9 protein-coding genes are annotated in these 11,219 nt (G+C 67.2%); 4 read left to right on the forward strand and 5 right to left on the reverse strand.

Annotation, left to right across the window (positions count from 1 at the left end; genetic code table 11):
• From ABZE94_RS16295 to ABZE94_RS16305, 3 genes are all read right to left on the reverse strand, one after another.
• On the reverse strand, positions 1 to 4,484 hold a 4,484-nt coding region (locus tag ABZE94_RS16295), incomplete at its 3' end, for a DEAD/DEAH box helicase (RefSeq protein WP_372876533.1).
• Between the two features lie 180 nt (positions 4,485 to 4,664).
• Positions 4,665 to 5,291: an isochorismate family cysteine hydrolase YcaC gene (gene ycaC, locus ABZE94_RS16300; RefSeq protein ID WP_372876534.1), complete on the reverse strand. Its 627-nt coding sequence runs from the start codon at positions 5,289 to 5,291 to the stop codon at positions 4,665 to 4,667.
• 66 nt (positions 5,292 to 5,357) lie between these two features.
• Positions 5,358 to 6,224 carry a pirin family protein gene (locus ABZE94_RS16305; protein WP_372876535.1) on the reverse strand — a complete coding sequence of 289 codons (867 nt, stop codon included), beginning with the start codon at positions 6,222 to 6,224 and terminating at the stop codon, positions 5,358 to 5,360.
• A gap of 96 nt (positions 6,225 to 6,320) precedes the next feature.
• Between ABZE94_RS16305 and ABZE94_RS16310 the strand changes: the two genes are divergently transcribed.
• The 4 genes from ABZE94_RS16310 to ABZE94_RS16325 all read left to right on the forward strand — a co-directional run bounded on the left by ABZE94_RS16310 (position 6,321) and on the right by ABZE94_RS16325 (position 9,688).
• The gene (locus ABZE94_RS16310; RefSeq protein ID WP_372876536.1) at positions 6,321 to 7,217 is read left to right on the forward strand and encodes a LysR family transcriptional regulator; all 897 of its coding nucleotides are present in this window, start codon (positions 6,321 to 6,323) and stop codon (positions 7,215 to 7,217) included.
• Positions 7,218 to 7,332: 115 nt separating this feature from the next.
• The gene (locus ABZE94_RS16315; RefSeq protein WP_372876537.1) at positions 7,333 to 8,262 is read left to right on the forward strand and encodes an ABC transporter ATP-binding protein; all 930 of its coding nucleotides are present in this window, start codon (positions 7,333 to 7,335) and stop codon (positions 8,260 to 8,262) included.
• Positions 8,259 to 9,020: an ABC transporter permease gene (locus ABZE94_RS16320; RefSeq protein ID WP_372876538.1), complete on the forward strand. Its 762-nt coding sequence runs from the start codon at positions 8,259 to 8,261 to the stop codon at positions 9,018 to 9,020. Before ABZE94_RS16315 ends, ABZE94_RS16320 begins: the two co-directional genes overlap by 4 nt.
• 416 nt (positions 9,021 to 9,436) lie before the next feature.
• A complete protein-coding gene (locus ABZE94_RS16325; RefSeq protein ID WP_372876539.1) occupies positions 9,437 to 9,688 on the forward strand; it encodes a hypothetical protein in 252 nt (83 codons plus the stop codon).
• 16 nt (positions 9,689 to 9,704) lie between these two features.
• Here ABZE94_RS16325 and stpA read toward each other — a convergent pair whose 3' ends face one another.
• A complete protein-coding gene (gene stpA / locus ABZE94_RS16330) occupies positions 9,705 to 10,994 on the reverse strand; it encodes a glucosylglycerol 3-phosphatase (RefSeq protein ID WP_372876540.1) in 1,290 nt (429 codons plus the stop codon).
• Positions 10,991 to 11,219, reverse strand: a 229-nt coding sequence (locus tag ABZE94_RS16335; protein WP_372876541.1) for a hypothetical protein, incomplete at its 5' end; no start/stop codon positions are given. The genes ABZE94_RS16335 and stpA, both read right to left, overlap by 4 nt.

The raw sequence follows: 11,219 nt of genomic DNA on the forward strand, positions 1-11,219 counted from the left end.
ACCGGTACGCCGTCGCGGTACAGCAGGCGGTTGCCGGCCAGCGCCGGCACCTTGCTGCCGGGTAGCAGGGTGCCGACCAGGTTCAGCGGGTCGCAGGCGGACAGGCCGATCAGGCTGCCGTCGGCGGGGCGCTTGCGCACCTCGCGCAGCAGGGCGACGGCTTCCGGCAGGGCGAACTGTTCGCCGACCACGCTGGCGACGAAGCGCCCGCCGCGGATCTCGCCGCGCGCTTCCAGGCGCTGGTAGACCCGCAGCAGCTCGCGCCAGGACGGCAGCCAGTCGGCCTCGCGTTCGAGCAGGCGCCAACAGACCACGCCATAGCGGCGCAGCAGGGTGCGGGCGACATGTTCCAGGGCCTCGGCGTTCGGCGTGCTCTCGGCTTGCTCGCCGCGGCCGCGCAGCAGCGCCCAGCGCCCGGCGTCCTGCATATTGGCCAAGGCGCGGTGGGCGCGGCGCTTCTGCTGGCTGCGCTTGGCCGCCGGCAACAGCAGCGAGCGCAGGCCGGCGAAGCTGTCGGCGTTGGCCAGGCCGAGGGCGACCAGTTCGCCGAGACAATCCTCCAGCTCGCTGCGCAGCAGGTGGGCCTGCTCCTGCAATTCGTCGAAGAACAGCGCGCCCTGGCTGGCCAGGACCTGGCGCAGGCGTTCGGCGCGCGGCGAGGGTTCGGCCGCCGGCGCCTGGCCCAGGCAGGCGCGCCACTGGCCGAGCTGCTTGCGCGGCAGCAGGACGATCGGCGTGCTGCGCAGCGGGCCGCCGGCGGCGCGGCTGCGTCCGGCCAGACGGCACCAGACCAGGCGCCCGGAGCGGCACAGGTCATCGAGCCAGTTGATCCCGTAGTCGCTGACCCGGCTCGGCAGTATCTCGCTTTCCCAGGCGCCGGCCGCGGCCTGAAAACCTTCCAGTTGGCCCAGTACGCCGGCCAGGGCCTCGGCGCCGCGCACCCGGTTGGCTGGCGCCACGCGCTGCCAGTCGAACAGGAAACGCATGAAGTCGGCGCGCTCCACCGGCTCTATCTCGCGGCGCAGGCGCCCCACCGTATAGCGGTGGATGCGCGCCAGCAGGTGGCGCTCGCACCACTCTTCTTCCAGACCCTCTGGCGAAAAACGCCCGCGCAGCACGTAGCCTTCGCGCTCCAGGGCGAGCAGGGCGAGGTTGATTGCCACTTCATCCTGTTGCAGGTCGGCGGCGATCCGTGGCAAGGGCAGGGGGCCGAAGCCGCTCAGGCGGGCGCGCAGCAACTCGACCTGGGCCGCGTCCGCTTGCCACTCGGCATCGAAGCCGGCCGGCGCCTGGATCGTCGGCTTGAACATGGCGTGCGGGTGCAGCGCCTGCCACTGGCTGAGGCGTTCGGCCGCCAGCCACAGCGCCGGCGCGCCATCCAGATGCAGGCAGGTGGCGCGCTTGCCCTTGGCCAGCTGCGTCAGCCAGGCCGGCCAGCCGGGATTGCTTTGCGCCTCGGCCTGGCTGATGGCGCCGAGGCTCATTAGCGCCTCGTGCATCTCGTCGGCATCGCGCACCTCGGGCCAGGCTTCCTGGCGCACCGCTGCGATGGCCTCGGCATCCAGGGCGCCGAGGTCGTCGCTGGATGCCGGCTCGGACCAGCGCCGGTTCTGCACCGCCTGGGTGCGGCGTTCCTCCAGTGGCGCGTCATCGAGGAAGGCGTAGGGCCGGGCATTGAGGATTTCCGCGGCCAGTGGCGAGGGCGCCGGCAGGTCGCGGGCGAGCAGCTCGATGTCGCCGGCCTCCATGCGCCGCAGCAGGGCCAGCCAGGCCTGGCAGTCCATGGCCTGGTGCAGGCAGTCGTCGAGGGTCTGCGCCACCAGCGGGTGGTCGGGGATCTCGCGCTCGCCGACGATATTTTCCAGGCAGGCCACCTGGTCGGGGAACACCGTGGCCAGCAGGTCTTCGCTGCGCATGCGCTGCAACTGCGGCGCCACCTTGCGTCCGCCGGCGACGCGCGGCAGGGCCAGGGCGACGCCGGCGTTCCAGCGCCAGCGCACGGCGAACAAGGGCGCGTCCAGCACCGCCTGGATCAGCAGCTGCTCGGCGCTGTTGGAATGCAGGTAGCGCCACACCTCGTCCAGCGGGAAGCTGTGGCTGGTCGACAGCGAGAGGATCAGCGCGTCCTCGGTGGCGGCGGCCTGCAGCTCGAAGTTGAAGCTGCGGCAGAAGCGCTTGCGCAGGGCCAGGCCCCAGGCGCGGTTGAGGCGGCTGCCGAAGGGCGAGTGGATGATCAACTGCATGCCGCCGGATTCATCGAAGAAGCGCTCCATCACCAGCCGCCGCTGGGTCGGCAGGCCGCCGAGGGCGGCGCGGGCGCGGGCCAGGTAGTCGACTATCTGTTGCGCGGCGGATTCGTTGAGGCCGATGGTGTGCATTAGCCAGACGCTTGCGTGGTTCAGCGCGGTGCCTTGCTCCCCTCGCCATCCGGGAGACGACTGCATGGATGTAGGAGGTAGGGCGACGCAGGATGCCCAAGCCGAGGGGCCGGGGGTGAGGGCTGCATCCGTCGACTCGGTCTCACCCAATAACGCCTCCACCTGCTCGCTCAGCCGCGCCACCGCGGCCGACAGCTCGTCGCTGCGGCCCGGCGCCTCGCCGAGCCAGAAGGGGATGGTCGGCGACTGGCCACGGGCATCCTCGACCCGCACCTTGCCCGGCTCGATGCGCAGGATGCGGTAGGACTGGTTGCCCAGCTGGAAGATATCGCCGGCCATGCTCTCGATGGCGAAGTCCTCGTTGAGGGTGCCGATCGGCAGGCCCTGGGGTTCCAGCAGCACGCTGTAGTCGCCGCTGTCGGGGATGGTGCCGCCGCTGGTCAGCGCGGTCAGCCGGGCGCCGCGGCGGCCGCGCAGGCGGTGGTTGACCGCATCGCGGTGCAGGTAGGCGGCGCGCACCCCGCGGCGGCCGCTGTAGCCCTCGGCGAGCATCTTCAGCAGGGCGTCGAAGGTCGCCCGCGGCAGGCCGATGTAGGGCGCGGCGCGGGTCAGCAACCGGTACAGGTCGTCCTCGCGCCACTCGCGGCAGGCCACCTCGGCGACGATCTGCTGGGCCAGCACGTCCAGCGGCGCGCGCGGGATCTGCAGGGCGTCCAGTTCGCCGCGGCGCACGCAGTCGAGCAGGGCGGCGCACTCGATCAGCTCGTCGCGCGACTGCGGGAACAGCCGGCCCTTGGGCGTACCGCCGACGCTGTGGCCGGAACGGCCGACCCGCTGCAGCAAGGCGGCGATGCTGCGCGGCGAACCGAGCTGGCAGACCAGCTCGACCTCGCCGATGTCGATGCCCAGTTCCAGCGAGGCAGTGGCCACCAGCACCCGCAGTTCGCCGCGCTTGAGGCGCTGCTCTGCGTCCAGGCGCAGCTCCTTGGCCAGGCTGCCGTGGTGGGCGGCGACCGCGGCGCTGCCCAGGCGCTCGGCCAGGTGGCGGCAGGCGCGCTCGGCCAGGCGCCGGGTATTGACGAATACCAGGGTGGTGCGGTGCTGTTGCGCCAGCTCGGCCAGGCGGTCGTAGACCTTGTTCCAGACCTCGTTGCTCATCACCGCTTCCAGCGGCACGGGCGGGACTTCGATGGCCAGGTCGCGGGTGCGGGTGTAGCCGATGTTGACGATATGGCAGGCGGGGGCGTGGACAGGCAGGTTTATCGGCGGCGCTGCTTTCCCTTCACCCCAATGGGGAGAGGGGGCTTGGAGTGTGGTGTGTTCAGCGTCATTGTCTGCTTGCTGAGCGAGGAGCGATTCGGGGTATGCAGTTTCGCTATCTGTTACCGGCAACGGCGCCTGGCTGCCGAGCAGAAAACGCGCCACCGCGTCCAGCGGCTTCTGCGTGGCGGACAGGCCGATGCGCACCAGCGACCGTTGGCACAGGGCTTCCAGGCGCTCGACGCTGAGCGTCAGGTGGCTGCCGCGTTTGCCGCCGGCGATGGCGTGGATCTCGTCGACGATCAGGCTGCGGCAGCCGCTCAGCATTTCCCGTCCGGATTCTGAGCCGAGCAGTACGTAGAGCGACTCCGGGGTGGTCACCAGGATATGCGGTGGCCGCTTGCGCATCGCCAGGCGCTCGCCGGGGCTGGTGTCGCCGGTGCGCACCGCCGTGCGGATGTCGACATCGGCCAGGCCCTGGCGCTGCAGTTCGGCGCGGATGCCGGCCAGCGGCTCCTCGAGGTTGAGGCGGATGTCGTTGGACAGCGCCTTGAGCGGCGAGACGTAGACCACGCTGCAACGATCGGCCAGCTCGCCGCCGGTGGCCAGGCCTTCGCGTACCAGCGCATCGATGGCGGCGAGGAAGGCAGTCAGGGTCTTGCCCGAGCCGGTGGGTGCGGCGACCAGGGTCGAGCGGCCGGCGCCGATCGCCGGCCAGGCCGCGACCTGGGCCGGCGTGGGCTCGTCGAAGCGCTGGCGGAACCAGGCGGCAACCGCAGGATGGAAAGTCGCCAACGCGGTGTCGGCCGAGCCGGTAATGGCTGAGGTGGTGTCCATGTTGCCCATGATGCTGGCGCCGCGTGCCGGCCTCAAGTTCCGTACGACCAGCAGTCCCTAGGATGGGTTGAACGCAGCGATGCCCATCAATCATTCGATGGGTTACGCCGCTGCGCGGCTAACCCATCCGGTTTGTGGACTGACGGTGAGCAACAGGGCCTGCGCGCCTTCGCAGGCCCTGCAACCGGCTTATTTGCCCGCGGTGAGGGTGGTGTAGCTATTGATCAGGTTGCGGTAGTCGGGGATGTGGTTGGAGAACAAGGTGCCGAGGCCTTCGACATCGTTGCGCCAGTCGCGGTGCAGCTCGCAGGCGAGGCCGAACCAGGTCATCAGCTGGGCGCCGGACGCGGACATGCGCGCCCAGGCCGAATCGCGGGTGATCTCGTTGAAGGTGCCGGAGGCGTCGGTGACCACGAAGACTTCGAAGCCGGCTTCGAGTGCCGACAGTGCAGGGAAGGCCACGCAGACCTCGGTGACTACTCCGGCAATGATCAACTGCTTGCGCCCGGTGGCTTGCACCGCGGCGACGAAGTCCTCGTTGTCCCAGGCATTGATCTGGCCGGGGCGGGCGATATAGGGCGCATCCGGAAACTGTTGCTTGAGTTCCGGCACCAGCGGGCCGTTGGGGCCATCCTCGAAGCTGGTGGTGAGGATGGTCGGCAATTTGAAGTAGCTGGCAAGGTCGGCCAGGGCCAGCACGTTGTTCTTGAACTTGTCCGGGTCGATATCGCGTACCAGCGACAGCAGCCCGGTCTGGTGGTCGACCAGCAACACTGCAGCCTGGTCCTTGTCGAGACGTTTGTAGGGAGTGCTCATGGCAATGTCCTCTTGCTTGGGTAAAGGCCGTGCGCCCTGCGCGCGCGGCGGGGAAAGGCTGGCCTGCTAGTCCGGCAGCTGGCCGAACGAACCGCTGCGCAGATCCGCGAGCGCCTGGGCGATCTCGGCCTGGCTGTTCATCACGAAGGGGCCGTGGCCGACTATCGGTTCGTCGATCGGTTCGCCGCTGAGCAACAGCACCAGGGCCTGGGTTTCGGCCTCCAGCAGCAATTCGTCGCCGGCGCGATCGAATAGCACCATTTGCGCCTCGCCAACCGCCTGGTCGCCATTTACCTGCACCCTGCCGTGCAGCACGATCAGCGCCGTGCTGCGCCCTTCGACAACAGGCAAGCGCACTGGCTTGCGTGTATTCAGGCGGATATCCCATACATCCATGGCGGTGAAGGTCTGAGCTGGCCCGCGCTGGTCGGCGAACTCACCGGCAATCAAACGCAGCTGGCCGGCATCGTCTGCCAACGGCAGCACTGGAATGTCCTGGCTGAGCAGCGTCTGGTAGCCCGGCGCAGCCGACTTGTCGCGGGCCGGCAGGTTGACCCAGAGCTGCACCATTTCCAGGGTGCCGCCTTTTTCGCTAAAGGCCGCCGAGTGGAATTCCTCGTGCAGGATGCCTGAGGCCGCGGTCATCCATTGCACGTCGCCGGGGCCGATCAGGCCACCGCTGCCGGTCGAGTCACGGTGCTCCAGCTCACCGTGATAGACGATGGTCACCGTCTCGAAACCGCGGTGTGGGTGCTGGCCGATGCCGCGGCGTTGCTGCGTGGGGGAGAACTCGTGGGGGCCGGCATAGTCGAGCAGCAGGAAGGGGCTGATGTGTTGGCCCAGGCTGTCGTAGGAGAACAGCGAGCGCACCGGGAAACCGTCGCCGACCCAGTGTTGTTGGTTGTTGCTATAGAGACCGAGAATCTTCTTCATGGCGTGCCTCCTTGAGTGCATGTAACACACTGTAGAAGTGCAGCACTTGGCTCGCTAGACCGGCTAATTTAGTCTCAGCGTTCTATTTGGAGAACGATGATGGACGATCTCAACGACCTCTACTACTTCGCCCAGGTGGTCGAACACGGTGGTTTCGCCGCCGCCGGCCGGGCGCTGAATATGCCCAAGTCCAAGCTCAGCCGGCGTATCGCCCTGCTCGAAGAACGCCTCGGGGTGCGTCTGCTGCAGCGCTCGCCGCGGCATTTCTCGGTGACCGAACTGGGCCAGGAATACCAGCGCCATTGCCAGGCCATGCTGGTCGAGGCGCAGGCCGCGCGGGAGGCGATCGAACGCACTCGTTCGCAACCCCAGGGCCTGGTGCGCATGAGCTGTCCGACCACCTTGCTGCAGTACCGGGTGGCCGATCTGCTCAGTCGCTTTATGCTCGAGTACCCCAAGGTCCAGGTGCAGCTGGAAGCCACCAATAGGCGCGTCGATGTGCTTGGCGAAGGCCTCGACCTGGCACTGCGGGTGCGTTTCCCACCGCTGGAAAGCAGTGACCTGGTGATGCGCGTGCTGGCAGACAGCCCGCAACGGCTGGTGGCCAGCCCGGAATTTATGCAAGGCCGCGAATTACCCCTGCTGCCCGCCGACCTGAGCGGCCTGCCGAGCCTGGACTGGGGCCCGCCCCGCGAGCACAGTTGGTGCCTGGAAGGGCCGGATGGCGCCACGGCCGAGGTGCGTCACCGGCCGCGCCTGATCAGCGACGATATGTCCGCCTTGCGTCGGGCGGCCCTATATGGTGTCGGCGTGGTGCAGTTGCCGTGCATGGTGGTGGAGCGCGATCTGGCGGCTGGACGGCTGCTCGACATCATCCCGCACTGGGCGCCGCGCGGCGGCGTGGTGCATGCCGTGTTCCCCTCAAGGCGCGGTCTGCTGCCCTCGGTGCGCAGCCTGATCGATTTTCTCGCCGAGCAGATGCCCATCTCCTGAGCGCGGCCGCATCCCAACCGCAAACGCCCGAGGTGAAAATCCCACGCGGCACTTGCATGCCACCACCCTGGATTACATACACTCTGCCTTTCTCTTCCCCAGGCAAGGCTATTCCGTGCAACCGGTGATCTCGATCCAGCAACTGAGCAAGACCTACGCTTCCGGCCACCCGGCGCTGCAAAGCATCGACCTGGATATCCGCAAGGGCGAGATATTCGCCCTGCTCGGCCCCAACGGCGCCGGCAAGACCACCCTGATCAGCATCATCTGCGGCATCGTCAACCCGGGCCGCGGCAAGGTGCTGGTCGACGGCCACGACATCATCAAGGACTACCGCGCGGCGCGGGCGCAGATCGGCCTGGTACCGCAGGAGCTGGTCAGCGACGTGTTCGAGACGGTCTGGGCCACGGTCAAGTTCAGCCGCGGGCTGTTCGGCAAGAAGGCCGACCCGGCCTACCTGGAACAGCTGCTGCGCGACCTGTCGCTGTGGGACAAGCGCGACGCCAAGATCATGGAGCTGTCCGGCGGCATGAAGCGCCGGGTGATGATCGCCAAGGCGCTGTCCCACGAGCCGCAGATCCTGTTTCTCGACGAGCCCACCGCCGGGGTCGACGTGGAGCTGCGTCGCGACATGTGGAACATGGTCCGCGGCCTGCGCGCACGCGGGGTGACCATCATCCTCACCACCCACTACATCGAGGAGGCCGAGGAAATGGCCGACCGCATCGGCGTGATCAGCAAGGGCCGGATCATCCTGGTCGAGGACAAGCAGGTGCTGATGCACAAGCTCGGCAAGAAGCAACTGACCCTGCAGCTGCAACAGCCGCTGGCCAGCCTGCCGGCGGAGCTGAACGGCCACCGCCTGGAGCTGGCGGACGAGGGCCATGCCCTGGTGTTCACCTTCGACGCCCAGCACGAGCACACCGGCATCGCCGAACTGCTCAAGGACCTGGCCCAGCACGGCATCGACTTCAAGGACCTGCAATCCAGCCAGAGCTCGCTGGAGGAAATCTTCGTCAACCTGGTGCGGGAGGCACGCGCATGAATTTCTACGCGATCCGCGCCATCTACCTGTTCGAACTGGCGCGCACCTGGCGCACCCTGCTGCAGAGCATCGCCACCCCGGTGATCAGCACCTCGCTGTACTTCGTGGTGTTCGGCTCGGCCATCGGTTCGAGCATGACCCAGATCCAGGGCGTCAGCTACGGCGCCTTCATCGTGCCCGGGCTGATCATGCTGGCGCTGCTCACCGAGAGCATCTCCAACGCCTCGTTCGGCATCTACATGCCCAAGTATTCCGGGAGCATCTACGAGCTGCTCTCGGCGCCGGTGTCCTACCTGGAGATCCTCATCGGCTACGTCGGCGCGGCAGCGACCAAGTCGATCGTGCTGGGCCTGGTGATCCTGGTCACCGCGCGGCTGTTCGTCGACTACCAGATCCTCCATCCCTTCTGGATGCTGGCCCTGCTGGTGCTCACCGCGCTGACCTTCAGCCTGTTCGGCTTCATCATCGGCGTCTGGGCCGACGGCTGGGAGAAACTGCAGATAGTCCCGGCACTGATCGTCACCCCGCTGACCTTCCTCGGCGGCAGCTTCTACTCGATCAGCATGCTGCCGCCGGCGTGGCAGACGGTGACCCTGTTCAACCCGGTGGTGTACCTGATCAGCGCCTTCCGCTGGAGCTTCTACGGCGTCTCCGACGTCGACGTGGTGCTCAGCCTGGGCATGATCTTCGCTTTTCTGCTGCTGTGCGTGCTCACCGTCGGCTGGATCTTCAAGACCGGTTATCGGCTGAAGAGTTGAGCCAAGAGTTTGCGGCAAAGCGCACAGGCTCCGCTCGCAGCGCAGCGATGGCCCGCCAGCTTTGCGCCGCACCGATGAACCAATGGTGCACTGCCTGCGGCGAGTGACACCCTACGGATCGCGGCTTGCACCAGGCTGTAGGGCGACCTGCTGTACCGTAGGGCGGCCTCGGAGCGAAGCGACAGCCCGCCGGATCTGCGTTGCTCCGGCTACCCATGGTGCACGGCCTTTGGCGAGCGAATTGGTGGGTTACGCGGCGCCCACGCACCGAATAACCATCGATTTTGTGGCAATGCGCCGCTAACCCACCCTTGGACCGCGGCTTGCTCGAGGCATGAAATGCAGTGAACCAAGCCTGGCCAACACGGAAAAATTGCGTAGAATTCGCGCCCTTTTTCCCACGGCAGGAGTGCTCGATGAGCTTCAACTTGGCAAACAAACCCAGCGATCAACGCAACGTCGAGGAAGCGGAAAAGGCCCGTCTGTTCGAGATTTGGCAGCAGAACCTGCACCGCACCAAGGTCGATGCTGCGCGCCTGGTCGGGGAAAAGAGCAAGCGCAAAGGCAAGTGGGACGAATGGCTGCGTGCGCAACTGGCGCAGATGACGCCGCCGGAATACGCCAGCATGGTGCAGCGGGAAGTCCGGCGGTTGCTGGCGGCGCGCTAGCCACGACTGCGCCCGGCTACGCGGCGCCGATACGCCCCGGGTAGCGTTCGGCCAGGGTGCAGAAGAAGGTCACGTATTGCGCGGGCCCATCGCAGAACACCACATCCAGAGCGAGCGGGTCGGCGGGGTCGCTGATGCCCTCGGCTGCCGGCCAGGGCTCCAGGGTCGGGTCGTCCGCCCGGCGCTGCAGGTGCGCGGCATCGAGGCCCGGGCGATCGACCTCGCCGCCGCTGCTGTCGATGTAGACCACGCAGTTGTCGCTGTCGAAGGCCTTGCCCAGCTCCTGCACCAGGGTCAGGAAGCCGCGGTCGCTACCGCCACGCAGTTGCTGGATCTGGCCATCCAGCGTGCGGCTGGCCGAGGTGACCGTGTCGCCCACGCCGACGATGCGCGGCATCTGCCGTGGGTCGAAGTGCTCGCGCGCCAGTTGCAGCAGGGCGTCGCGCTCGCGCGGGGCCTGGCGGGCGTTGAAGTCGGCGCCCAGCGGGTATTCGCCGGTGTGCTGGTGATAGTAGTGATTGAGGATCACCAGGACGCCGACTTCCTTGAGGGCGCCCTTGAGCATGAACTGGAAGTCGGTGGTGCCGGCGTTGTCGCCCGTGCTGTACCTGAGCCTTTCCCGGCCCAGGGCGTCGCTGCCGAGATTGGGCGCGTAGTGGACGAAGAAGGATTCGTGCAGCCGGCAGGCGGCGGCTTGCGCCAGCAGCTGCTCCATGAAGGCTTCGAGCGCCCGCTGCAACTGCTGGTAGAGCGCCGGTTGCTCGCTGAAATGCTGGTAGAGGCTGTTGATGTTGAGGGTCGGTGAGGCGAGGTTGTCCAGCACGCAGGCGCCAACCAGGGGCGCGATCGCGGAGGCGGCGAGTGCATAGGGCGGCGCGGCCAGCAGTTCGCCGAGAAAGCGCTCGGCCTTGCCCGGTATCGTCTGCAGAAAGGCCAGTTCCGCCTCGCTCACGCCCGGGTGGCAGACTTCGCCGTGGCGATCCTGCAATTGCACGCCACCGGCAGCCAGCCCCGGCAGGTAGAGGCCTTGCGCGCGGGCCTGGGCGGGGGACTCGCAGGCGCTGTCGACGATGCCGTTCACCCCGCGCCTGCCGATGTGTTCGCCGTTGGTCAGCACGAAGAAGTGCCCCGCCAACTGACGGGCCGCCTGCACATAGCGTGGTTCGATGGTCCGGGTCAGCGGGTCGCGCACCAGGCCCATGCAGACGCCATCCAGGTCCTGAATGATCAGCAATTTGTCGGTGGCGACGAGGCTATCGAGCAGGCGGGGGTGGTCGAGTGAAAAGTGCGGGCTGTTTTTAATCATGCGCCCATCTTACCCACAGTGCCCGGGTCGACCAACTCGACGCGGCCGTGATCTTGCCCCGGCCACGGTTCGCGGCCAAGGGATCTCTCATCAAACAAAATATAACTCATTGTTTTTGCTCTTAAAAATCTAAGCTGCATGAACCAGCTCCATCCCGAGTTGGCGGGCCTTGCGTAGCAGGGCTCGCAGCTGTCGCTCTTTGCTTTTGGCTTCGTAAGCTTCCAT

It is taken from the genome of Pseudomonas sp. (genome assembly GCF_041601375.1).
Lineage (GTDB): Bacteria > Pseudomonadota > Gammaproteobacteria > Pseudomonadales > Pseudomonadaceae > Aquipseudomonas.